The organism is Fibrivirga algicola (genome assembly GCF_011742925.1).
Classification (GTDB): Bacteria; Bacteroidota; Bacteroidia; order Cytophagales; family Spirosomataceae; genus Fibrella; species Fibrella algicola.
In genome coordinates, this window is record NZ_WAEL01000008.1 from 244,826 (window position 1) to 269,850 (window position 25,025).

Sequence of the window (25,025 nt, forward strand, 5' to 3'; positions counted from 1 at the left end):
ACCCAATTAAGGTGCATTCGGCGCAATGAGGTGCCCGAAGACCTGTCGCAAGTACGACGAATAATAGTGAGGAACATCAAACACCCGACGCAGCAGGGGCCGGTCGAGGGTGAGGAGCCGAATCTGGTCGGCAAAGAGCAGGTACGTTACCTGCGAAAAATCGAAGGACAGCGCCGGAGCGACCACCGCTTCATTGAGGGCGGCCTTAACAATGGTCTCCTCCTTCTGATCGCCCGCTTTCTGAGCTTTCTTTGCCGTTGTAGCTGCTTTCACCGGTTGCCCAACGGCACGCAGCGACGGGCCAATTCCGCTATGAAGCAGAAGTAGCAACCCGGCAAGTGAGAGGGTTAAGAAACGATGTAACAGGCGATTCGGCATGTGAATTAACAACGCGGACTACAAATTTGGCACCAATTTTTACTTTAAGCAAGAGAAAGTTGGGGCATTCTTCGCAAAACCCATTTTTGTACAAATAGGTCAGCTCCCTTTGGGTAGCTGATCTCCACCTAACGAGGGCCGGTCAGGCAGAAATCAGGGTATACAGGCCCATTTACTACACCGTTTGCATGCGTTGTACCGACCTTTGTACTATGGATCACGCAAAAATAATCGCTCTACTCTATAACGAACTTACCGCATGGGCGCGCTACGGCGTTCGGCTTATACCCCGATTTGCTCTGGCCGTACTCATTCTAACGTCAGCCATCATGGTGTCTCGCTGGGTGAGTCGCTGGGTGTGTGCCGGCCTGACGAGGATCAGCAACAATCAATCGCTGGTGGCGCTGTCGGGTTCGGTGGCGCGGGTCGTTGTGATGGCCATGGGCGTCTTCATCGCGCTGGGCGTGTTGGGGCTCGAAAAAACGGTTACGTCGCTGTTAGCTGGTGCAGGGGTACTTGCCCTGGCAGTTGGTTTTGCCTTTCAGGACCTTACAACCAACTTTATCTCGGGCACTATGATTGCACTGGCGCGACCTATTCAGGTTGGCGACACTATTGAAACAAACGGTTTTACCGGGAAGGTACTCAACGTCAGAATCCGGTCGGTTTTACTTGATAACGGCCAGGGACAAACGGTGGAAATTCCCAGCAAGGATGTTTTCCAGAAACCAATCATCAATCATTCGCGCAACGGGCTACGACGTATTGAGGTAGTTGCTGGCGTATCGTACCTAGACGATTTAGAAGTGGCCAAGCGCGTGGCACAAGAAGCCGTGCAAGCGTTACCGTTTGTAGCCAATGGTCGATCTGTAGACCTCAACTACCGGGGATTTACGGTCGAAAACATTCAGTTTGCCCTCTGGTTCTGGATCGATCCGTCGACAACAAATGCAGCAGCGGCGCAGAGTGAAGCCATCATTGCCATTCACAACGCTTTTAACCAGCATCAAATTCTCATCGTATTTGCTGGCCATACCTTCGACCTAAAGCAAAAACTGTTTGGTGAAACAGCTAAACCGGACTAAATCAGTGTAGGTACGTTCCGTTGCGGGGAGAGTTCAGTCTGGGTAGCTACTCAAGCTCGATAAGGCAGTAGCGCCTGATACACCCGGTGTGTAGGCAGCCCCATCACCGTATAGAACGAGCCCTCGAGGCGGTGTACGGCCACCAGCCCAATGAAATCCTGCGCACCATACGCTCCGGCTTTGTCGAATGGCTTGCAAACCCGAATGTAGTAGTCGATCTCTTCGTCTGTCAGCTCAGCGAAGTGAACGGTAGCTTCGTCGGTAAATGAACTTAAGCCAGCGGGGGTTAGCAGGCACACCCCGGTACGTACCCGATGCGCGCGGCCACTCAAGCTCCGTAACATGCGGTGGGCATCAGCGGCATCGATTGGTTTATTCAGAATCTGGTTATCAAGAATCACTACCGTATCGGCGCAAAGGATAACCCGCTCTCCCAGGTCGCGGGCAAATTCAGCCGCTTTTTGCCTAGCCAGAAACTCAGCAACGTCATCGACCGGCATGTCGGCTGGAAAAAGCTCATCGGTCGGGCGCGTTTCAATGGTGAAAGCAAATCCGGCATCAGCCAGTAGTTGCCGACGTCGGGGCGAGCCCGACGCCAGTACTAATGGGTATTTCAGTAAAAACATATAGGCGTAGTAACCAAGCGCTAAAAGCTGAATTCAATCCCCCCTTTTACGACAAACCGATCGACACCGGGGCCCAGGTAGTTGAGCCGGTGAACAACCTGGATGCGCAGCAATTTGAAGATATTGCTTATACCATAACCAGCCTCGATGTAGGGAATGTTTGGATCGAGCGAGCCAAATACCGTAGGCCTCACGCCCGGCCGAACATCCTGCGGGGCATCAACACGGCGGTTGGGCTCCCGCCGGTTTCCCCAAAGTACATCAGCGTTGGTCCAGAGCCGCCAGTTCAGTTTCTTAATCAGAGGGATACGGTTAAACAGAATTCCGTCGAAGCCGTGTTGCCAGTGTACCGTCACAAACCGATCACTTACGAATTCATAAAACTGCATTCGGTTGAATGTATTCGGCGCAAAAAAGAAGGTCGGGTTACCAGTGTGGGTAAACAGCAGTGGTGCCGGTAATCGCGACGGCGTAAAACCTGCCTGCAACACGTAAGACGACCGGCCAGCTTTACCGAATTTCAGGGTTTGAAACGCCCGCAAGGAGTACCGATCGTAGCTAAAGTCACCCCCAAAGGCATGATGTCCATGGGTATATTTCAACCAAACGACCGGCGTGCGCTTAGTCGCCACCGGAATACGCTCGTTCCCATCCATGATGAATGTCTCTTTCCGGGCCAATCTTAGTTCGGCCGACCAGTATGAGTCATTGAAGTCGGGTCGGGTTGGCGAATTATTATCTAAGTCGGGCTGCGTCCGGTAATGGAAAGGGAACGTAGGCATAAACGTTCTATCGCCAATGGCGGCGGTAATCATTACCCCTTTCAGCGGTTCAGTGCGGAAATACAGTTCCTGACTATTGCTGTAGTAACCGCCCCGGTACTGACCAAATCGGCTAAACGCGTAGAATACTTTGTTCCCATTGATGAGTTCGGGCGTAAAGCCAAGCCGCTCAAGATCATACGCTACTTTGGCCCCTATAATGGTCCATTTCCGCCGCGACAGAATATAATCATATTCTAGTCCTCCTTTAAAGCGAGCGTCACCAGTACCATATGCGGCATAGGCCCGCAATACCATTGCTTTGCTGAAGTTCCCATTGGTGCGGAAGCCAGCGCGTAACCGCAGCCCTTCAATGTTATTGACAGCGATAGCGTATGGATAAGGACCCCAATCGATTGGCCCCCGGCGGTACCAGCCTGTAGTAGCAATCCGGGTTAAAATCTCGGTTGTTCTGATCAACGGTACGGCCCGCAGGGTATCAATCATTTCTTGGACTTTCCGGTCGGCTACACTCAATGAATCGGCAGCGCCCAGATTACGCCGTACACTAGCCCAATACATGTCTTCGGCAATGGCATCTTGCTTGGCATCACCTTCCAGTTCTTCGATCGGAACCGTATTTGTTTTAGCGGTATCGGCTACTGAAACGGTTCGGTCATAGAAGCTCAGCGGTTTAGGCCTGTTCAATATAAACCCACCGTTACGAGTCACTTGCTGAGCTAATGCCCCAATAGAATTTTTGCCAATACCATAGAGTTCAGCCGTAGTGCGCATGGCAACCGGCATCCAGCCAATCTTATTCCCGATCGAGTCGAGCGCTGGCTCAAGTTCCTGCTCAATTTCAAGGCGGCGCACGTAATTCAGATTCGCCTCGGCACCTACTTTCGCCTCAATCATGGTCAGGGCAAACGTAGTGGTATCGATCCACATTTTACCCGTAAACAGCAGATCCTGTTTGTTTTTTGGGTCGAACTGAATCTCGAAGCAAACAAAGTTGCCGATTTTTACGGTGTCAGCTAGGTACATGGAGTACCAGCCCTTCCAATCTGCACCAACAGGTGAGGCGAAATCTTTGCCTACAACCCGTAGGTAATTTTGATAAAAATTGTAGCTAAGCGCATTGCCACCCACGAACTGAGAGATGATTTCAGGCTCTACAATGTCCATCCCCTTTAGCCGCGTTTTCAAAATTTCTTCGTGACGGCGTTCAGGCGATTCGCGGTAATAATATTTACTCACCGACTCGGTCATCATCAACGGCATTATTTTGTGCCCGAGATCGTCGACAACAGAATCTTTTTTGTCCATTGTCGTCAGCACCTTCTTAATAAGTGGGTTGCTGCGCAGCTTATCCGAAATATGGGTTAGTGAGATACTTGTCTTAGCGTAACTATCGTATTCGTACGCCCTAATCCGGCTCCGATCGTTTTTATCCAGATTCTTTCGCACGTTTCGCAGAATACCCCAGGCAGGGTTTTCTCCAGCACGTACTATCACCTCCTGTAATACTTTTCCCGCAGGTGGTAAGCGCAACGTAAGCACCTGCACCTGTTTGCTTTTATCGATACCAAACCGCTTTACACCGAAGCCTATTGAACTCACATACAGTGAATCAGTAAGCCGGCTGGTTTTCAACTCAAAAACCCCATTTTCGTCAGAAGTTACCCCTACGTTTCGTCCAACAAGTGCTACACTTGCAAATGGAACGCCTTGCCCAGATCTGGCATCCACGACTGTCCCACTCACTACGTAGGTTGGCGTCTGGGCGAGCGCAGAAAAACAGGTAATACCCGTTAAAACTAATAAAGCGAATAAGGACAAGAACTTTGAATAGTACAATTTATCCATATGTAACGCAAGTGATTACACAAATATACGGTTGGTAAAGCGGGTACAGTGAGTATACTCAGGTGAAGCGTACTATAATGTGTATGAAATGCATAAGTTTTTACCTGAATTCAGGTAGACAACACAACTTACTTAGTCGTACGCAGCTTAGAATAGCTTGACTAAGTTACGAGTGGTAACATTACATACTACCATTAAAAATTCTTACGATGCAAAAAAAATATCGTAGCACAATTGGCCATAACCAGAGATAATGACAGCATTAGCTCTACTCAGGGCGAGGTAATCATCTTCTCTTTAAATAAATACCTGATATTGAAGCGTTAGCTGGCCCAATCTGCCAGCAGGCACGATTCGGTTAGCATCCAGTAGCGCCTGGTAATAGGGCCGATTTTGATAGTCAAGAGTAAACTTGCCATTGTGGCCTTTTATCAAGTAGTTAATACCTACATTATATACACCAAGTGTATTGCTTACGCGTTGATAACTGGCTATTTGAGCCTGTGCATAAGGCAGTAAGGTACCATTACCACTCCCAAACAGATCCTGTTTCATTAGGTACCCAACCTGCGAGTAAATAACACTGCCCGTACCAAACATAGGAAACGCATTTCCCTGTGTGCCGCCAATACTACCACCACCGGGCGACAACGAATTGGCAATTCCAGAAGCCGGATTCATAATCCCATTAAAACGCAGGTAGTTAGTGCCATAGTCAGTGTGAAAATAACCCAGGTACGCGTTGATAGCTGTCCCTTTCGCTGAATTCAGAGGCATGTCCAGAAAGGAGGCCACAGACCACAGATTCATAGTCTGATAGGTAGTATCTGATGCAGTGGCCGCTTTCAGCCAGGTAGCATTTTTTTGCGTAATAAAGCCTGCTTCAAGATTAAGTACCCGCTTTTTCCCTAGGTACGTTCCAGTCATATAGCCTGGAACCTGATGGGATTCTTTGTCCAGAAACTGGTAGACCAGCATGGCCTGATATTGCTTATGATGGCCTTTAAGCGCAAAACTGGCATTAGGACCTAATGCGGGGGGGGCGGCTCCATTTGTCTGGATTGGAAATGGGTCACTAATGGCAAACCGGTAGTCGAGTTGTCCTACCTGACCACGGGCGTAAACCGTCAGTTTCCGGGCAAACTCATCAGTCTGATCAACTGTGGCCTGAGCGAACACAGGTACGTCCATACTCATGATCGTACCTACGCTGGGCTGAGTAAAACGCGAAAGGCCATTCACTATAGTAAGTCCGCCTCCCACTTTGAGGTAATCACGGTTTTTAATTACCTGATATTCTCCCAGCGCATCATGAAAAAAGGCCGCTACTTTTCGGTTGCTGGGAGTACCGGTCGTGTTGAAAGCCGGAAATCCATTCAGGTAATTAAAATTATTCATCCCATACTGAAAGTACAGGAATACCCGGTCGCTGATCTGACCGTATAGCTGTATACGCGTACGCCGCAAGCCAAAATCAACGGTCTCCGAGGCTGGCTCCTGAATGACTGTTGAGCCAGGATTACTTTGATTAGCACGTACCCAGGTCTGGTTGAGGAAAGTAACCCGAAAGAAGTGTGAGCCTGACTCGTTTAGATTGTACCTCAACTCGTTTTTAGTTGCTGGTATCTTTTGAGGAGCTTTGTCAAGGCTGCCAGGTAATCCGCTTACTGATGAAGTTGTCGGTAGAGAATCGACAACGGTAGGCGTTGGGCCGGGAACAGGCGTAGTTTGCGCATAAGCAACGCAAGTGAGCCAATTTAGCCCAAGCGTAATAAGTAGCTTCATAACTGGTTGTATTGAATCAGGGAACAAAGCTACCTCCCTACTTCACTACATCCCGTTAAAAGAGAGTTGAATATGACTTAAAAGGCGGTTAAACTGCCACTGGCTTAACTGGCAGACTGCCTGGTCAGAACCAGTTCTTTATTGATGAACCGTACACCCTTATAGACGGTTGCGACCAGGGTGTTTGGGCTAGTCATACGGAGTTCAACATCAAATTTTGACCCTGAGGTAGGGTGAATCATAGTGCCTCCTTTCCACTCGTTCTGAGTGTATGACAGATTAGTCAGTACAACCTGATTTTTGATGTCGCCATAATCACTGGCACAACTGGCACTGATAGCTGCCATTCGACCAAAGTAGCGTCCATTCTCCCGATAGATCTCCACACAGGTTTGTTTTTTCGGAAAAAGCCATCTGCCCAGAATGCGGTCTGCACTGGTATCAGATGATTGCCCGGCAGTTGTTAAAACGAGGCAGAGCAGGAGGGCAAGGCTAATTCTGGAAACTAGGAGCATATATCAGATTTGTTGTGTACTGAGGCTTAAACGCGTAACTAAATTACATAGTTTCAAGAAAATAGCCATTAAATCTATAATAAATATAGATTTAATGCTAAATAACTGATATGGCACAAAAAAGCCGTCGGAGAAACTCCGCCGGCTTTCCGCTTCTATCCACACCATTACAGAGCTAATACATTGCTGTATCGAGCTCTGATGTTCAACCTTCCCTTTGTAAAGGATCTTTATACATTTCGGCCACTGCACAAGGCAATTTGCCTACCGTATGACAACTAAAAATAGATAGGATTTGTATAGTATCGCTCTCTAAATAAGCGAGAGTTTGACCCTCAAGCGAAGTCCGTCTCAATTACTCTCCTATTTCAATGGATTAACGTCTACTCCGTCGTAAAAATTGCATTGACGCTAAACAGAAGCAAGGTCTACTTGTAAAAATCTAAAAAATTCGCACCAGCAGAAACAGCTACGCAACTGGGAAATAGCGCCTAAAAAAGTGGGGATCAGTAGCGTGCGTTTATGGATTGCATAAAAAAAAGCTATTCAGGATCCCTAAATAGCTTTCCGACTATATCCACACCAGTTAAGCCAGTATGATCCATGCGAACCAACCTGAGGGCTTAACCTTATTATAATCGCAAATAAACAGACTTTCTACCTAAGCATTATTAACGATGTCTCTTTTTAAATTAGATTTAGATTAAAAAAACTCCATTTTATTTAACGGCTTATATGCGACCGTTAGAGACCATTGTAAAATGATTAGCGAGTCGACCGGCTATATTTGTTCCTTATGATTATACTGAACTTACTAGCCCGTTTACCTTTTTTTGCCCTGTATTGGCTGTCTGATCTGTTGTATCTGCTTACCGCTTATATTATTCGCTACCGCCGGCACGTCGTTCTTGATAATCTCCGTCACGCTTTTCCCGACTCGACGGACAAGCAGATACAGGCAATGGCACGGGACTTCTACCGCAATTTCTGTGATGTGCTAGTCGAGACAATCAAGTTGCCCCGCATTTCGGCCGAAGAAATGGCAAAACGAGTGACCCTGGTAAATCGCGAAATGGTAAAGCAGTTTCTGGATCAGGGGCAGACTATATTGGGGGCGGCTGGTCATCAATGCAACTGGGAGTGGGTGCCTGCCGCTACGATTGTCAGTGGTATACCAGTCGATTCTGTATATAAGCCCCTTCACAACGCTTCGTCTGAACGGGTCATGCAGCAGATTCGGGGTACGTTTGGTGCTCATTTGATCCCCATGAACCGGCTGCCACGCGAAATGGTGGCCCGGCGTCACTTGCCACGCATTGTCGCTTTAGTGGCCGACCAGATGCCCAACATACCGGAAGCCGCTTATTGGACTACTTTTCTGAACAGGGAGACTCCTTTCTTTCCCGGTACCGAACGGTTGGCTCGTAGCCAGAAACTACCCGTTATCTACCTCGACCTGATTCGTAATCGACGCGGCTACTATACGGCTACTTTCTCGTTGCTGGCTACTCCTCCTTACACCGATTTACCCAACGGTGAAATCATCGAGCGCTATCGCGATCGGTTGACAGAGACCATTCTGAAACAACCGGCCAACTGGCTCTGGTCGCATAAACGCTGGAAGCACCAACGCGAAAAGTACGCCAAAATCAATACCAAACTGGAGTGACGTACCACACCCCTCAGGTGCGTTCACAGATTCTTGCGCTTCAGTTCAGCTATAGCAAAATCGGCAGCCCGGGCTGTAAGCGCCATAAACGTGATTGAGGGGTTTTGCGTACCGGTGCTGGTCATTGCTGCCCCGTCCGTCACAAACACGTTTTTAACGGCGTGCAACTGGCTGTGGGCATTCAGTAGCGACGTTTTGGGATCGCGCCCCATTCGCACGCCGCCCATCTCGTGAATATCGAGTCCGGGATTCCGCTTGTCGTCGTGTGCACTGATCTGGGTATGCCCTGATTTTTCAAGCATGTACCGGCCCTGTTCCAAAAAATCTGCCAGCATTTTCTCGTCATTGTCCGTATAACCAACAGACGTCACCAGTTGCGGAATGCCCCACTGGTCTTTCAGGTCAGGGCTTAGTCGAACGTGGTTCTCGAAGCGAGGGACGGTTTCCCCCTGCATCATCATGTACGTATGCCAGGGGCCAGGTTTTGTCTGATCTTCTTTGAACTCAGCCCCAAACGTAGCCTCGCCTGTAACGCCCCGTCCCCGTGCTGCACTGAAAGCAACCATGTAACCGCGCAGGAAATCGGTTTCCTGCCGGTGCACATTCCGGAAATTCGGCATAAAGGCAGTGGTGGGACGACGACCGTAGTAATAGCCGTCCGGGAATCCGTCGTAGGTGGCGGTTAAGGAACCCCGGTAATTATGGAACGCGATGTATCGGCCTAATAGGCCGTTATCATTCCCTAATCCATTCGGAAACCGCCCAGATTTTGAATTAAGTAGTACCAAGTTTGTATTCAGGGCGGCTGCATTGACAAAGATGATCCGGGCGAAATACTCGGTCACTTTTTTGGTGTTGGTGTCAACTACCCGCACCCCCGTAGCTTTCTGCTTAGCATCATCATAAATAATTGACTCCACTACCGAAAATGGCCTCAGGGTCAGTTTACCCGTTTTGGCCGCCCAGGGCAGGGTCGATGAGTTACTGCTAAAATACCCACCGAAGGGACAACCTCTGTAGCAAAGGTGCCGCGCCTGACATTGCGCCCGGCCCTGGTCATAATGAATCTGCTGCGGCTCTGTCAGGTGAGCACAACGGCCAATGATAACGTACCTGTCTTTGTAGAGTGAGGCTACCGTTTTCTGTACCTCTTTCTCGACGCAATTCAATTCCCACGGCTTCAGAAACTCCCCGTCAGGGAGCGTGTCCAGGCCATCTTTGTTGCCTGATATACCAGCGAAACGCTCTACATGGCTATACCAGGGGGCCAGGTCGTCGTACCGGATGGGCCAGTCGATTGCAGACCCATCGCGATTGTTGGCGTCAAAATCATACTTGCTCCAGCGCTGTGTTTGCCGCGCCCAGATCAGTGACTTCCCCCCCACCTGATAGCCCTTTATCCAGTCGAAAGGCTTTTCCTGCACGTAAGGATGCTCTTTGTCTTTGACAAAGAAATGCTGAGTGCCTTCATCAAGCGCATAACACTTGGTAGCAATGGGGTTTTGCTCGTCAAACGCCAGCGGCATACGGTTGCGGTGCTGAAAATCCCAGGGATTGCTCATCGCCGTGGGGTAATCGGCTACGTGTTTCACGTCGCGGCCCCGCTCCAGCACAAGCGTCCGTAGCCCCTTTTCGGTTAATTCTTTAGCTGCCCAGCCACCACTTATCCCCGACCCAATAACGATGGCATCGTAGGCATGCTGCTCTTTTCCCGGTCCATTGACGTACATGGCCTTCCAATAGCTGGTTTTACTTTCTATGAATGGTGGTGGCAGCTGATTGAGCCGCGGCCAGAATCGTAATGTCGGCAATAGTCACGTGGGCCGGTGCCGATACAGCATAAGCGATTGTATCTGCAATATCGGCCGCCTGCAGTGCATCGAACCCGGCATATACCTGAGCAGCGCGGGCAGTATCGCCTTTGAAACGAACCGTTGAAAAATCGGTCTGAACGGCACCTGGGGCAATATTCGTCACTTTGATTCCGTGCTGGGTAAGGTCTAAGCGCATACCCGTACTGATGGCTTCAACGGCAGCCTTACTAGCGCAATACACCGCTCCGTTGGCGTAAGTCTGTTTGCCGGCAATGCTGCTCATGTTCACGATATGCCCCCGCTGCCGGGCTACCATACCGGGTACTACCGCCTTCGATACGTAAAGCAGGCCCTGTACATTTCCGTCGATCATGGCATCCCAGTCGGCTACTTCACCATCCTGAATCGGCGACATACCGTAGGCGTTACCCGCGTTGTTTACCAACACGTCGATCGACTGCCAGGCGTCGGGCAGAGCCGTAATTGCCGCCGACACCGACTCGTTGTCCCGAACATCAAACGTGACAATGTGCGTCTCAACGGGTAGCTGAGCAGCCAGTTCATCAAGCTTTTCCTGCCGACGTCCGCAAAGAATCAGCTTGTAATTTAGTTTGGCAAGGGCTTCGGCGGTTGCCCAGCCTATGCCCGATGAAGCGCCGGTGATGAGTGCGATCATGTTGGTTATGTACGGTTTCCTGATTTATTTACTTCTTTTGGCCGCCGGACTATTTTTGCCCAGCATGCTGACCACGCTATGCTCACTTACCTTTCCATATGTCAACCCACATTGGTTCTATTTCAGCAGTCGATACATACCCACTTCGACACTCGGTGTTGTGGCCCGACAAACCTTTCAACTATGTCATACTTGACGACGACGATCGGGGTTACCATTACGGAACGTACCTGGACACAGAGCTGGTAGCGGTCATCTCTCTGTTTGTCGACGGACCAACCGCTCGTTTCCGCAAATTTGCCACCCGACCTGATCAGCAACATAAAGGGCTGGGTACGTTACTGCTCCGGCACGTATTCGCCGAAGCCCGCCGATTGGGCGCGTCAACCATTTGCTGCGACGCCCGGCTCAATGCTGCCACCTTTTATCAGCGGTTCGGCATGGAGCCTACTGGTGAGGTGTTTTACAAAGGGCCAATTGCCTATCAGCGTTACGAAACCCGTACATAGCTACCCAGGCACTTGAGGTCGGCGGCGTGGTTGGCAAGTATATCCTTTAGCGCTGGCTCCTGCGCATGCCCTTCGCACTCGAGCAAGAACCAGTATTGGAACGTAGCGCCATTGCGAAGTGGCCGACTTTCAATCTTGGTGATGTTAATATTTCGCTCGTTGAACTCCTGAAGGAACGTGGCCAGAACCCCTGGCTTCATGGTTTCGGGCAGGCGGGCAATCAGCGTCGTCTTATCCTGACCGCTGGGTTGATTCTGAAAATTCTTGGCCAGAATCAGGAATCGTGTACGATTCAGGTCGCTGTCTTCGATGTTGTCGAAGAGCACGGGTACGCCGAACAACTTAGCGGCGATGTGTGAACAGATGGCAGCAGAGTTAGGCTGTTGTGCGGCCAGCTTCGCGGCTTTCGACGTAGATTCAACAGGCACAAGCTCCACCTTCAGGCCATCGAACGTATCCTGCAGAAACTTGCTACACTGCCGGAAAGCGATGTCTTTGGAGTAGATGTATTTCAGCTCCGACAAATCTTCCGTTTGGGTGGCGAATGTGAAGTGAACGGGGATATGGGCTTCGGCGGCAATACTGATGTCCCGCTCGTTCAGCAGGTCGATTGTTTCGTTGACCACCCCCTCCTGGTTGTTCTCGATCGGTACCACGCCAAACCGCGCCCGGCCTGTTTCTACGCTCTCGAACACCGACCGGATTGTAGGCAGGGCCGTGTAGGCACTCAGCGCTCCAAATCGGCTTTCGGCACATTGATGCGTAAAACTGCCTTCGGGGCCCAGATAAGCCACCCGTTCGGGTAACTCCATATTGCGGGCTACGGCGAATACTTCCAGAAAAATGGCTTCAATCGCCGCTTCGTTCAGGGGGCCTTTGTTTTGCGAAGTCAGCCGGTCAATGATCTGCCTTTCGCGTTCGGGGCGGTAGATAATCGAGTTTGTTGAGCGCTTTAGTTCGCCTACATGCCGCACCAGTTCCATTCGCTGATTCAGCAAAGCCAGCACCTGATCATCGAGGGCATCAATATCGTTACGGAGTGTTTCGAGGGTCATGCCGCAAAGTTAAGCAGAGGGCTTGGGGCTTAGGGCATAGGAAATGAGATTTTACCCTACACAATACGCCCCAAGCCCCTACCCTGTTACACTAGCGCTACGTCCTCTACGTCTTTCTCAACGCGGAGGTTATCGATGATGAAACGTTGCCGATCGGGCGTGTTTTTGCCCATGTAATAACTCAGCAGTTTAGGCACCGATGCGTCTTTTTCCATGATCACCGGTTCCAGACGCATGTCTTCGCCGATAAACAGGCCGAACTCATCGGGTGAGATTTCACCCAGTCCTTTAAAGCGGGTTATTTCCACTTTCTTGCCCCCTTTGGTAAGCTTATCTGTCGCCGTCTGCTTCTCTTCCTCCGAATAACAGTACGCCGTTTCCTTGTGGTTCTTAGGATTACGCACCCGGAACAGCGGGGTTTCCAGAATATACAGATGCCCGTTACGTACCAGATCGGGGAAAAATTGCAGGAAGAACGTCAGCATCAGCAAGCGGATGTGCATGCCATCTACATCGGCGTCAGTAGCAATCACAATGCGGCTATATCGGAGTGTATCGAGGCCTTCTTCAATATCCAGCGCATGTTGCAGCAGGTTAAACTCCTCGTTTTCATACACTACTTTCTTGGTCAGTCCAAAGCAGTTGAGTGGCTTTCCACGCAGACTAAATACGGCCTGTGTCTGTACATTACGACTTTTGGTGATCGAGCCACTGGCTGAATCGCCTTCGGTGATAAACAGGGTGGTATTAAGGCGTTCTTCAGCTTTGAGATCAGGCAAGTGAACGCGGCAATCGCGCAGTTTCTTGTTGTGCAGGCTTGCCTTCTTGGCCCGCTCATTGGCTAGTTTCTTAATGCCCGCCAACTCCTTGCGCTCCCGCTCCGACTGCTCGATGCGCCGTTTCAACGCGTCTTTCACACCCGGATTCATGTGCAGAAAGTCGTCGAGCCGGTCTTTCAAAAAGTCCATCACAAACGAACGTACCGAGGGCGCGTTCTCATCGGGGGCCATATTTACCGAACCAAGTTTGGTCTTTGTCTGCGACTCAAAAACCGGTTCCTGCACTCGAATACTAATCGCCGCCACGATACTGGCACGAATATCGGCAGCATCGTAATCCTTACCGAAGTGGTCGCGAATCGTTTTCACGAACGCTTCTTTCAACGCATTCTGGTGCGTACCACCCTGTGTGGTATACTGTCCGTTGACGAAGGAGTGATATTCTTCACCATACTGACTACCATGGCTGACGGCCAATTCAATATCGCTTCCCTTCAGATGAATGATGGGGTAGCGCAGATCATCTTCTTTGTGCTTGCTCCGAAGCAGATCGAGCAGGCCATTTTGCGAAACGAACTTCTGGCCATTGAAATTCATGACCAGGCCTGCATTCAGGTAACAGTAGTTCCAGAGCATATCGGAAACGAACTGCCCGCGGTAATGGTAGTTTTTGAAGACGGTATCGTCAGGCTCAAAAACCGACAGTGTACCATTACGCTGGTTGGTAGCTTCTTCGCCCTGGCGAACCAGTACCCCTCGCTCGAATTCGGCCCAGACGGTTTTTCCCTCGCGAAAGGACTGAATGCGAAAGAAGCCGGACAAGGCATTTACAGCCTTTGTACCCACGCCATTCAACCCCACTGATTTTTGAAATGCACCAGAGTCGTATTTACCGCCTGTATTTATTTTCGATACAACCTCGACTACTTTACCCAACGGAATACCCCGCCCGTAGTCGCGAACTTCAATACGGTGATCAGTCACCTTGATGTCGATCACCTTGCCGTTTCCCATCACGTGTTCGTCGATGGAGTTGTCAATTGTTTCTTTGAGTAAAACGTAGATACCATCGTCAGCGGCGGCGCCGTCACCCAGTTTACCAATGTACATACCGGGCCGCAAACGGATATGCTCCCGCCAGTCGAGCGAGCGGATACTATCTTCGTTATACAGTACGGTAGGTTGTGTTTGTTCTGCCATAATAGACGAAATCGGGGGTTTCTTCAAAAAACGACCTGTAAACCAAATAAGGCGGGTCTACAGAAAATTAGAAAAATTATAACGAAACAGCCAACGGCCACGACGTATCCACTTGCTAGAAAACTATTTATAATCCGGCAAAAGTTCGTTTACTTTGCCCGCTGATTGTGCTGAAATATCATAATAACAAGAAACGTCGTTAACTCATTACCATCCAGCTGACCTCACTTTAGCGGGGTTGACATCTTAAAAATATGCAAAAATTGCCCAAATTCCAACATTCCCGGGTTTCTTTGTTTGCCAGCCTTTCCGACCAGTCTCTTCGTTGCACAACGCGCACAATCGCACTTATTGGGTTAGTTTTCGGAGCGGTTACCACATCTTCAGCCCAGATCACCCCTTCGGGAGGTGGTACGCCTGGCGCCGGTGTTCCCACTACAGGCCGGCCAGGCCAAGCAGCGCCATCAGGTAATGTACAATTGCCCGCTGGTGTTCAGGTTCCAGCCAATATTCCGGCCGGCACTCAGCTGCCAAACGGTATGCGGGTCGGTCCAAACGGAACCATCCAGCAGGGCCAGGCACCCGGCCGCAACACGCAAACTGGCCGCACTACACAACAGGGCGCCAACACGAACCCCAACCAGGGTAATGCAGGCCGTACGCAGGCGGGAGATGGCCAGACCGGACAGAATGGTCAGGGAGCAGTTGATGCCAATGGCCAACCTATTCCCGGCGATGTTCCGCTAAACGCAAACGAAGAAGGAGCTGAAAAAACAGCTGACGTTCTGTCTGACCAGGAAGCCGCCAGAGCGCAGGAACGGGCCACTACCCGTCGTAAGCTGTTTGGCTACGAGCTATTCAACAATCCGACGCTGGCTACTACCTTCCAGCCAAATATCAATATTGCCACGCCAGTTAACTATGTGCTTGGCACCAACGACCAGTTGGATATCAACATCTATGGCTATTCACAGGATGCAATTAAGCAAACGGTGACGCCAGAAGGAAATATCTACCTGCCAAGCGGTATTGGTCCGGTGCACGTAGCCGGCCTCACGATCGATGCCGCTAAAGCCCGGATCAGCGAACGGCTGTCCAAGATCTATGTGGGTCTGAAAAATAGTTCGTTTGGCCCCAAGAACACGTACCTGGAAGTCACGCTGGGCAACATCCGTAGTATCCGGGTATCGGTACTGGGCGAAGCCGTAAAGCCAGGTACGTACACGGTGTCGTCGCTCTCGTCGGCCATGAACGTGATCTACTCGTCGGGTGGGCCTAGTGATCTGGGATCGTTCCGCAACATTCAACTGATTCGCGGCAACCGCGTTATCGCCACAATTGACCTGTATGATCTGCTACTATCAGGGGTGCTGCGTAACAATGTTCGCCTGCAAGACAACGATAATATCCGCATTCCATCATACCTGTCTCACGTTGAACTACAGGGAACTACCCGTCGGAACAACATCTTTGAATTGATGCCAAATGAGACGCTCGACAAGCTGCTGTTCTACGGCGGTGGATTTGCCGCGAATGCTTACAAGAGCCGCATCAAGGTAACCCGCCTGACCAACCGCGAACTGAAAGTAATCGACGTGCTGGCTGATCAATACAAGTCGTTTGTCTTACAGGATGGTGACGTTGCCGCGGTTGAGCAGGTGTTGAACCGCTATGAAAACCAGGTGACCATCTCCGGCGCAGTATATCGGCCGGGCGTATATTCACTTGACCAGAACAAGACATTAAAAGAGCTGGTAACCAGCGCCGAAGGACCACGGGGTGAAGCGCTGATGGGTCGCGTGAACATTGTACGCACCCGGGAAGACATGACGACTGAGAATATCACAGTCGACCTGACTAAGATTTTAAACGGCACCGACGCCGATCTGCCTCTCCAGCGTGAAGACCAGATTGTGGTGAACTCTAAATTTGATTTAGCTGAGTTTGGCGACATCAACATTCAGGGTGAGGTGAATAAGCCGGGTAACATTGGGTACGTATCCAACATGACCCTCGAAGATGCGCTGGTTAAAGTAGGTGGCCTTCGTGAATCAGCAGCCCTGTCGCAAATCGAAGTAGTTCGCCGCAAGAAAGATGTTGATCCAACGTCTACGTCTGGTCAGATTGCCGAAGTACTGAAATTCAGCATCGACCGCAATCTTGAACTGAGTAACGAGAGCAAATTTTACCTTCAGCCCTATGATCAGGTGGTTGTGCGTCGTTCACCCAATTACCAGATTCAGACGTATGCACAGGTAGAAGGTGAAGTAATCACGCCAGGCCGTTACCCAATCAGAACAAAAGATCAGAAGTTGTCTGACCTCGTAGTCGTATCTGGTGGCTTAACTCCACAGGCATACATAAAAGGTGCGACACTGGTACGCCGGGTGAAACTCAGCCCCGAAGAGCTTGATCAGCGTCAGCGGTCAGTTACTGAGCTGGCTGACGACCTAAACCGTAGGTCGGCGGTTGAAGTAGAGGCAGTAGTAACTGACAAACAGGAATCGATTGGTATCAACCTGGAAAAAATCATGCAGAATCCCGGTTCGTCTGAGGATATCCTGATTCAGGAAGATGACATTCTCCGGATCCCGAAAAAACTCGAGACCGTTCGTATTCAGGGTGAAGTGTTGTTGCCAACTACGGTGAAGTACCGCCCCGGTCAGAGCTTCCAGGACTACATCTCGCAGGCTGGTGGTTTCACAGAGCGTTCGCAGCGCAAGCGTTCATTCGTAGTGTACGCCAACGGGTCGGTAGACCGCACGCGCCGTTTCATGTTCTTCAACGTATACCCCCGCGTTGAGCCAGGTGCCGAAGTCATTATTCCGGTTCAAAAGACGACGCCAATTACTCCACAACAGATCATTGGCACGGTTAGCGGTATTGCCAGCGGCTTGTTAGGTTTAATCTCTACACTTCTTGCTATTTCGGTGATCTCGGGTCGCTAAGCGAGCAAACAACATAACGTATGAACACGCCTAATCAGATCAATGCACCGGTCGTGCCAGGCAATAACCTGCCGCCCGATCAGCTGTCGCCCAAGGAGGTCTTCGCCCGGGCCAAGAATTTTAAGCACATCATAAAACGCAACTGGCTGTTGCTGGTTGGCCTGATCGCGATTAGTGGTACCATCGGGTACATCATTGACGCTACATCAAGGAAAAAGATAACGTACGCCGCTAAGATTGTCTTCAATCTGGGTGGCGGCGGTGGCGGTAATCAAATGGCTGACCTCGGAGCACTCGCCAGCGCGTTTGGACTCGGACAGGCAGCGCCGGAGGCAAGCCTCTTCACCGGTGAGAACTTCATGCTGTACACTAAGTCGATTCCTGTGCTGGAGAAGACACTGATGAAAACAGTAGTGATCAATGACACGTCGTACCTACTGGTCAATTACTACATCAAGCACAGTGGTATTCTAGATAAAGAATGGGAAGAGAATGAGCCGCTGCGCAAATTCAGATTTAAGGAGGCCAAAGAGCGGGTTAACTACGATGAGCTGGAAGTAGCAGCGATGTCTGGCATTCTTGGCCGGCTAGAAGGCGAAATGTCGATCAAGCAGGTCGATCGGAAGTCATCATTCATGGCGCTGGTTGCTGAGATGGAAAGCATTGAACTGGCCAAAGCGTTTGTGGAGAACCACATCGTAACGATCGAAAATGACTACCGGCAGAAGCAAACCAAAAAGACCCAGGAAATGAAGACGTTCCTGAAACGCCGTGTCGATTCCTTATTCGCTGTGCTGAGTGGTACTGAAGATAAACTAGCGAGTTACTTAAATCAGAATCAGCAGGTAGTCGTTGCAGAAGGGCAACTGAGACAGAGCCGCCTCAACCGCAGCTCAACCTTCCTGACGCAACAGTATTATACGGCGGTGTCCAGCCTGGATAACCTGCAGCTGTCGTTGATTCGGGAGCAGCCGCTCTTCACAATCATCGAACCCGTTACGCTGCCGCTGTATACCACTATACCCGCAAAAATTGCCATGCAGGCAGGCTTCGCCATTGGTCTGGTGCTTGGTATTGTTATCATATTCATCCGTGAGACACTGCGTAGCATGTCCACGAATAGCTAAGTAATGAGAACCCACGAAGTAATAATTCAGGCAGGAAGACCCGAACGGTTCTATTGGCGCGACCTATGGCAGAATCGGGAATTGCTTTACATCCTGTCGGTCCGTGATATTTCTGTTCGGTACAAGCAAACTGCCCTGGGCGCCTCGTGGAGCTTAATACGGCCGTTGGCTACAATGCTGGTGATGGCGTTCGTCTTCAGTGTTGTAGCCAAACTCCGGCCCGATCCGGGTGTACCCTACCCCCTGATGGTCCTCGCCGGTATTACCATCTGGACGTTTTTCTCAAACGCATTTGTCCAGATCAGTTCTAGCATTACCACTAATGCCAACCTGGTTACGAAGGTTTATTTTCCACGCCTGCTGATGCCGCTCAGTGCAGTAGCCGTCAGCCTGGTAGATTTTCTGATTGCCCTGGTGCTGTTTGTCGTCATATCGATCTGGTATCAGTTTATTCCCGATTGGCACATTTTATTGATGCCCTTCTTCGTGTTGCTTGCCCTGCTGACGGCCTTTGCTTTTGGTTTGTTTTTTGCAGTGATAAATGTGCGCTTCCGGGATGTAGCTCAACTGATTCCGTTTTTGGTGCAGGTAGGGTTTTACATCTGTCCAATTGCTTACAGTAGCGCACAGGTATCGGGAGAATGGTACGAAAAATACTATATCATCAACCCGATGGTGGGTATAATTGACGGGTTCCGCTGGTCTTTACTTGGCGGTAAAACACACTTCAATCCACAGAGTTTAGTATATTCGGTAGCCATTAGTATGGTCTGCTTAAGCCTGTCAATCGTATTTTTCCGAAAGCGGGAAGCTACGTTCGTCGACGATATTTAACTATCAGCGTCATGTCCGTCATCACGGTAGAAAACATAAGTAAACACTACATCATTGACCACAAAAAGGCCAAAGGCACAAACAGCCTGCGCGACGCTATTAGCGGCACGGTAAAAGGCTGGTTCGGGTCTAATGAAACCAATGACGAGGTTACGCATGAAGAGTTCTGGGCGTTGCGCGATGTAAACTTCTCTGTTGAGCAGGGCGACCGTGTTGGCATTGTTGGGCACAACGGAGCGGGCAAGTCTACCCTGCTTAAAATTCTCAGTAAGATTGTTGAACCTACCAGCGGCTCAGTCCGGATCAAAGGGCGCGTAGCCAGCCTGCTCGAAGTGGGCACGGGCTTCCACCCAGAACTGACCGGCCGCGAAAACATTTACCTGAACGGCTCGCTCCTGGGAATGCGCCGCGACGAAATCCGGGCTTCATTCGATGAGATCGTCGCCTTCGCCGGTGTCGAACGCTTTCTGGACACGCCCGTGAAACGCTACTCATCGGGTATGTACGTGCGGTTAGGCTTTGCTATTTCGGCGCACCTGAACCCGGAGATCATGATCGTGGATGAGGTGCTTGCCGTTGGCGACGCCGATTTCCAGAAGAAAAGCCTCGGTAAGATGCGCGACAACTCAGCAAGTGGTCGCACCATCCTGTTTGTCAGTCATAACCTAACGGCTGTGCAGGCACTGTGCAACAAAACGCTGTACTTTGAAAAAGGTCAGTTGATTGAGCAGGGCGAAACAAATCAGGTAGTTGCCTCGTATCTGAGCAAGGTGTCACGTACCCGTTTGCGCCGTGAGTGGGACACACCCGAAGATGCACCCGGTAATGATTTAGTGCGGGTCCACCGGATGGAACTGGTGCCCGAGTATATGCCCGGCACTACCCATATCGACGTTAGAACACCCATGCGGGTGAAGTTCGAGTTCTGGAACATGATGGACCGGGCCAACCTCAACTTAAGTCTGCATCTATACTCGCTGACGGGTGAGTGCATTTTCAACGTGGGCAGTGAATCCACGGCCTATGGCAAAGGGCTTATTCAGGGTGAATGCATTATTCCGGGTTATTTTCTGAACGATGGCACCTATACCATTTCCGTCATGATCGTGAAGGATACGGTTACTCCTCTCTACAACATGGAAGAAGGCATCACCTTCGACGTGGAGGACTTCCGGGAAGGGGTAGCCTGGTATGGCAAATGGCCTGGGTACGTTCGGCCTCAGTTTCCGTTCCGGGTCAACGCCCTGGAACCTATCATTGACGTTCGGTAGGCTATTTCCGGGGATTGCACTGTATTTTTGACGGCGATACAGGCCCTTTACGCCAACGTCCTGTTTGTAGCCGCCCACTGCTCATGATCAACGTCACCAAATCTTATTTACCCGACCTCGCTGAATATACCCGTCTGCTGGAAGGCGTCTGGGAACGAGTCCATCTTACCAATAATGGCCCGTTACTTCGGCAGTTAGAGGCAAATATGAGGGCCTATCTGGGCATTCGGAACCTGCAATACTGTACCAATGGTACGGTTGTGCTTCAACTGGCCCTAAAAGCGCTGGGTATCACCAAAGAAGTAATTACTACCCCTTTTTCGTACTGCGCTACCACTAACGTACTACTCTGGGAAGGGTGCACGCCAGTTTTTGCCGACATCAGAGCTGATGATTTCTGCATCGACGCTGATCTGATCGAGCCTCTGATTACCGAGAATACCCAGGCTATTCTGGCTACTCACGTATATGGCAACGCCTGCCGAATTGAGCAGATTGAAGCACTGGCAACGAAATACAACCTCAAGGTTATCTACGACGGTGCTCACGCGTTTGGGGCCGAATACAACGGACGGGCGGTGCTCGACTATGGGGATGTAAGCACATGCAGCTTTCACGCCACCAAAGTATTTCACACCGTTGAAGGAGGTTGTCTCATTACGTCAGATGATGAGCTGGCCAAGAAAATGCAGCATTTCGGCACATTCGGGCATCACGGCGATGAGTATTACAGCATGGGCATCAATGCCAAAAGCTCTGAATTCCATGCCGCAATGGGATTATGCGTACTCCCGAAAGTAGACGAACTGATTGCCGCCCGCAAGACTATCTCTGAGCAGTATAACAGCCTGCTCGATTTTACCCGGATCAGCCGCCCTATTCTATCGCCGGGCATGACACGCTACAACTACGCCTACTACCCGATTGTACTCGCTTCTGAGCAAGTGTTGCTCAACGTAGTGGAGACATTGACCGCCGAAGGCATTGTACCCCGTCGTTATTTTTACCCATCGCTCAATACGCTGCCCTTCGTGGAGAATGCGCAGTCGTGCCCAGTTTCGGAAGACATTGCTCTACGCGTGCTCAGTCTGCCATTGTATCCCAGTCTGGCCGAAACCGATGTAGCCCGGATCTGTCAACTTGTTAATGAGGCTATCGTAGCCGAGGTAGTGTAAGATGGTTGTCTTTCTGCTGCTTTTCGTTGCCTACATTGGCTGGCTGGCTGCCCGTGTTGCTCGCCCATCGCTAGTTGAATGGCTGCTCGTATCATTTCTGCTTTACACCAGCAGCGTTATCCTGACGGGCTTCATCCTATCGGCACTCTACCAGACCAATCACGAATGGGTTTGGGCCTTTTCGGTCTTTATCACGGCCTCGCTTATCGGGTTTAGCCTGCGTGCGTTACTACGCAATCAGATGTCATTCAACCCGTTGCAGCTAATTAGTCAGCGCTGGCAGTTAACCAGACAGTGGTTTGCGGCACTGCCAACGTACCCAAAGGCACTATTCGCCATCTTGTTTTTGACGTTATCAGTACTAACCGTTACGAACCTGGCTATCGTTTTGTTCACGGTACCCAACGAATGGGACAGCATGACTGGCCACCTGAATCGGGTGGTGCAGTACATGCAGCGGGGCACCATGCGGCATTTTGGCGGTACCAACTGGAATATCGACACGTACCCGAAGAGTGTTTGCACCCTTCAGATTTATGGCTATCTGATCACGGGCCGGTTTGAAAATGGGTTTCGCCTCATTCACCACCTCGCCTACTGGACTACGATTGTTGCTGTATTTGGCATCGTTCAGCGAATCAGTCAGTTGCGGGGAGCTGTAAGCTCGGCCACTTCGTTGTCAGCAAGTTTTCTGGCTGCGCTGGCCATGAGCCTGCTGCCCGACTTTCTGATGCAGGCCGTTACCACCGAAACGGATATTGTCCTGACTGCCTACCTGAGCGTGCTGCTCTATATGCTGTTCGCCTACCGGGCATCGGGCAGTTCTGCTAATGCGCCGCGCGATAACCGCTATCTGTACCTGGCCGGTATGGCGTTTGGCGTGGCCTACGGGCATAAAGTAACCTTCACGCTCCTGCTGCCATCGGTGTTTGTGATCATGATCTACACCGTTTTCTGGTCGAACTCCATCGCTACTACCGCCGCACGCACAGCCCGACTGGCGGCAGCTATTGGTGTTGGCGCCTGCCTGTGGATGCTGCCCACAGGTTATTTAAAAAACATCGAAGTGTTTGGCCACCCCATTGGGCCTCCAACCGCCCTGCGCCACCAGTCTGTTGAGCGGGCTGGCCCCTTGCGGAATCTCTTTGAACAGGGGTCACGTAATGTAGTGCGCTATACCTACGACCATATCAACCTCGATGGTCTGCGAAATACGGCCACCGGCGAAGCCATTAATCAGACCATGCGTAAGCCGATTGTCTGGTTGGAAGACAAGTTGCATATGCGCCTCGATGAAGAGACTGACTTCTCGATTATCCCCTTCACCTTCCAGCGGAAGTTCGTCTTTTACAATGCTAACCCTTACTGGGGCATCATCGGTTTTGGCCTTATCATTCCGCTGCTGGTGCTGACCCTATTGTTTGTGTTTCGGTCAACGGTTCACGTGTATGTAGGCATTGCCATTCTGCTGCACCTGATGGCCCTCTCCTACTCGGCCCCATATGATCCCTTTAAAGGGAGGTACTTTACAGAAACCGGCCTGTTTGGCATTCTTTTTCTGGCCCTGCTCTTTTTGCATCCCCGCCTTAACCTGTCGCAACCAGGCAAACCTATCCTGAAAAGTTACGTCGCGCTAGCCCTGGGCCTAGGTGCGTTATCAGCGTTGGGTTGCGTATTCATGAATATTCGGGCCCTTCCGTTTGCCTGGACTACGCCCGATGGCTTCCGGTTTCCGTCTGTTTTCGAAGCCGACCGTGTCCGCGTCATGACCATCGGCCGTCCCGATACGTACTTGCCTTATAAACGGTTCGATGATATGGTCCCCGACTCTGCCACTGTAGCCCTCGGCACCATCAACGACGATTACGAATACCCGCTCTACGGCAAACACCTGACCCGGCGGCTCATTCCTATCAACCCGTTCGAGAAAGGTGTACAGCCCATTCCGAAGGAGGCAACGTACCTGTTCTTCTCTAAAAACGTAATCTCACCCCGCCCCGGCGACATCAGGCTGGGCACTGACACGGCGGCGGCTCACTCGCCCTACGTAGTAGTGCCGGGAGAAGATTATTATCTTCGCAAGCTCAGGTAAAGCCGGACGACGAATGTTGGATTTGAGATTGATCCGTTGCGTGAGTAAGCTTCTTGCGCAGGCCAAATCCCCACTCTAGCATTCCTGCTCCTAAATTCGAAACCCCCATGACCCTCGCCATTATGCAGCCGTATGTGCTGCCCTACATCGGGTACATTCAGTTGATGAATACCGTAGATACATTCGTGTTTTACGACGATGTGGCGTTTATCAACCGGGGGTGGGTGAACCGGAATCGGCTGCTGGTCAACGGAAAAGAGCATCTGTTCACGATTCCACTAAAAGAGGCTAGTCAGAATAAACCGATTCGTGAAATTGCACTGGCGAACGACCCTAAATGGCGGAGCAAACTGTTGAAAACCATCGAGCAGAGTTACCGGAAAGCGCCGCAGTACACAACAGTCATGCCTATAACCGAGCGAATTGTCAACTTCCAGGCCGGAAGCCAATCCGACGTTTCGATTGCGGACTATATTTTTCATAGTTTCACTGAATTGACGGCCTACCTCGGTATCACGACCCGTTTAGTAGCTTCTTCGACCGTTTACGGCAACGGGCAGCTCAAAGCACAGGAGCGAATTGTTGATATTTGTCGGCAGGAAGGGGCCGAGCGGTACATCAATCCGATCGGGGGCACGGAGTTGTACAACCAAGCCGCATTTGATCCGATCGGCTGCGAGCTACGTTTCATTCAGCCTCATCGCATCACGTACCCGCAGTTTGGCGCACCCGAGTTTGTGCCCTGGCTGTCGATTCTGGATGTGCTGATGAACGTTAATGCCGAGTCCATTCGTCCGTTGCTGACCCAGTTTGACCTTATTTCAACGAGTGAACGTGCAGTAGAGTAAGTGAGCCTC

The 25,025-nt window shown here is 50.7% G+C and carries 19 protein-coding genes; 10 read left to right on the forward strand and 9 right to left on the reverse strand.

The features are described 5' to 3' along the window. Nucleotides 1–6: 6 nt before the first annotated feature. Complete coding sequence (locus tag F7231_RS21090) at nt 7–378, reverse strand: hypothetical protein (protein WP_166693430.1); 372 nt, start codon at nt 376–378, stop codon at nt 7–9. 212 nt (nt 379–590) lie between these two features. On the opposite strand from F7231_RS21090, the gene F7231_RS21095 reads away from it, so the two are divergent. Then, nucleotides 591–1,463 carry a mechanosensitive ion channel family protein gene (locus F7231_RS21095; protein WP_085412841.1) on the forward strand — a complete coding sequence of 291 codons (873 nt, stop codon included), beginning with the start codon at nt 591–593 and terminating at the stop codon, nt 1,461–1,463. 50 nt (nt 1,464–1,513) lie between these two features. Here the strand turns inward: F7231_RS21095 and F7231_RS21100 are convergent, their stop codons facing one another. The 4 genes from F7231_RS21100 to F7231_RS21115 all read right to left on the reverse strand — a co-directional run bounded on the left by F7231_RS21100 (nt 1,514) and on the right by F7231_RS21115 (nt 7,019). Next, a complete protein-coding gene (locus tag F7231_RS21100; protein ID WP_085412840.1) occupies nt 1,514–2,089 on the reverse strand; it encodes a Maf family protein in 576 nt (191 codons plus the stop codon). Between the two features lie 20 nt (nt 2,090–2,109). After that, nucleotides 2,110–4,719 (reverse strand): DUF5686 and carboxypeptidase-like regulatory domain-containing protein, encoded by a 2,610-nt coding sequence (locus tag F7231_RS21105; protein WP_166693431.1) that lies wholly within the window; start codon nt 4,717–4,719, stop codon nt 2,110–2,112. Nucleotides 4,720–5,016: 297 nt separating this feature from the next. Beyond that, nucleotides 5,017–6,504 (reverse strand): hypothetical protein, encoded by a 1,488-nt coding sequence (locus F7231_RS21110; protein WP_229370187.1) that lies wholly within the window; start codon nt 6,502–6,504, stop codon nt 5,017–5,019. Between the two features lie 104 nt (nt 6,505–6,608). Next, on the reverse strand, nt 6,609–7,019 hold the full coding sequence (locus tag F7231_RS21115; protein WP_085412838.1) for a DUF2147 domain-containing protein: 411 nt from the start codon (nt 7,017–7,019) through the stop codon (nt 6,609–6,611). Nucleotides 7,020–7,815: 796 nt separating this feature from the next. On the opposite strand from F7231_RS21115, the gene F7231_RS21120 reads away from it, so the two are divergent. Further along, a complete protein-coding gene (locus tag F7231_RS21120; protein ID WP_166693432.1) occupies nt 7,816–8,688 on the forward strand; it encodes a lysophospholipid acyltransferase family protein in 873 nt (290 codons plus the stop codon). A gap of 23 nt (nt 8,689–8,711) precedes the next feature. On the opposite strand, the gene F7231_RS21125 is transcribed toward F7231_RS21120, so the two are convergent. Further along, nucleotides 8,712–10,418: a GMC oxidoreductase gene (locus F7231_RS21125; protein ID WP_166693433.1), complete on the reverse strand. Its 1,707-nt coding sequence runs from the start codon at nt 10,416–10,418 to the stop codon at nt 8,712–8,714. 19 nt (nt 10,419–10,437) lie between these two features. Further along, a complete protein-coding gene (locus tag F7231_RS21130) occupies nt 10,438–11,178 on the reverse strand; it encodes an SDR family NAD(P)-dependent oxidoreductase (RefSeq protein ID WP_166693434.1) in 741 nt (246 codons plus the stop codon). 98 nt (nt 11,179–11,276) lie between these two features. On the opposite strand from F7231_RS21130, the gene F7231_RS21135 reads away from it, so the two are divergent. Continuing rightward, complete coding sequence (locus F7231_RS21135; protein ID WP_085412834.1) at nt 11,277–11,687, forward strand: GNAT family N-acetyltransferase; 411 nt, start codon at nt 11,277–11,279, stop codon at nt 11,685–11,687. Here F7231_RS21135 and pheA read toward each other — a convergent pair. Beyond that, nucleotides 11,669–12,742 carry a prephenate dehydratase gene (pheA, locus tag F7231_RS21140; RefSeq protein WP_166693435.1) on the reverse strand — a complete coding sequence of 358 codons (1,074 nt, stop codon included), beginning with the start codon at nt 12,740–12,742 and terminating at the stop codon, nt 11,669–11,671. The two genes, F7231_RS21135 and pheA, sit on opposite strands and share 19 nt — an antisense overlap. Nucleotides 12,743–12,828: 86 nt before the next feature. Further along, entirely contained in the window at nt 12,829–14,721 is a 1,893-nt protein-coding gene (locus F7231_RS21145; RefSeq protein WP_166693436.1) for a DNA topoisomerase IV subunit B, read from the reverse strand. A 254-nt stretch (nt 14,722–14,975) separates the two neighbouring features. On the opposite strand from F7231_RS21145, the gene F7231_RS21150 reads away from it, so the two are divergent. From F7231_RS21150 to F7231_RS21180, 7 genes are all read left to right on the forward strand, one after another. Beyond that, nucleotides 14,976–17,669 (forward strand): polysaccharide biosynthesis/export family protein, encoded by a 2,694-nt coding sequence (locus tag F7231_RS21150; RefSeq protein WP_085412831.1) that lies wholly within the window; start codon nt 14,976–14,978, stop codon nt 17,667–17,669. Between the two features lie 20 nt (nt 17,670–17,689). Then, nucleotides 17,690–18,796 carry a GumC domain-containing protein gene (locus F7231_RS21155; protein ID WP_085412830.1) on the forward strand — a complete coding sequence of 369 codons (1,107 nt, stop codon included), beginning with the start codon at nt 17,690–17,692 and terminating at the stop codon, nt 18,794–18,796. Nucleotides 18,797–18,799: 3 nt separating this feature from the next. Next, nucleotides 18,800–19,630, forward strand: coding sequence for an ABC transporter permease (locus tag F7231_RS21160; protein WP_085412829.1), 831 nt, complete (start codon nt 18,800–18,802; stop codon nt 19,628–19,630). An 11-nt stretch (nt 19,631–19,641) separates the two neighbouring features. Further along, nucleotides 19,642–20,901, forward strand: a complete 1,260-nt coding sequence (locus F7231_RS21165; protein ID WP_085412828.1) for an ABC transporter ATP-binding protein — start codon at nt 19,642–19,644, stop codon at nt 20,899–20,901. An 83-nt stretch (nt 20,902–20,984) separates the two neighbouring features. Continuing rightward, entirely contained in the window at nt 20,985–22,076 is a 1,092-nt protein-coding gene (locus tag F7231_RS21170; protein WP_166693437.1) for a DegT/DnrJ/EryC1/StrS family aminotransferase, read from the forward strand. A 1-nt stretch (nt 22,077) separates the two neighbouring features. After that, nucleotides 22,078–24,168: a protein O-mannosyl-transferase family gene (locus F7231_RS21175; protein WP_166693438.1), complete on the forward strand. Its 2,091-nt coding sequence runs from the start codon at nt 22,078–22,080 to the stop codon at nt 24,166–24,168. Between the two features lie 107 nt (nt 24,169–24,275). Further along, nucleotides 24,276–25,016, forward strand: a complete 741-nt coding sequence (locus F7231_RS21180) for a WbqC family protein (protein WP_166693439.1) — start codon at nt 24,276–24,278, stop codon at nt 25,014–25,016. Nucleotides 25,017–25,025 lie beyond the last annotated feature (9 nt).